Genomic DNA, 245 nt, shown 5'->3' with positions numbered 1-245 from the left:
TGTGTAAACGAGACAGGTCAAGATCTTCGGCGGAATGGAGTACTGGTTCGCGATCATCAAGGGGGGCGCGATCGTCGTCTTCGGCCTGATCGGCATCTATCTCGTCGTCACGCAGACCCCGGTCGACGGGCACACTCCGGGCTTCCAGCTCATCACCGACAACGGCGGCTTCTTCCCGAACGGGATCGGGGCGATGTTCGTGATCGCGCTCGGCGTGGGGTTCGCATTCGGCGGCACCGAGATGG

The 245-nt window shown here is 62.4% G+C and carries 1 pseudogene; it reads left to right on the top strand.

The features are described from left to right. Positions 1-34: 34 nt before the first annotated feature. Positions 35-245: pseudogene (locus AMS65_RS18325) on the top strand (L-asparagine permease); the annotation flags it as partial.

The sequence above is a fragment of the Leucobacter celer subsp. astrifaciens genome (assembly GCF_001273835.1).
GTDB lineage: Bacteria > Actinomycetota > Actinomycetes > Actinomycetales > Microbacteriaceae > Leucobacter > Leucobacter celer.
Note: the sequence above shows the minus strand (reverse complement) of the source record. Positions and strands in the feature narration are given on the sequence as shown.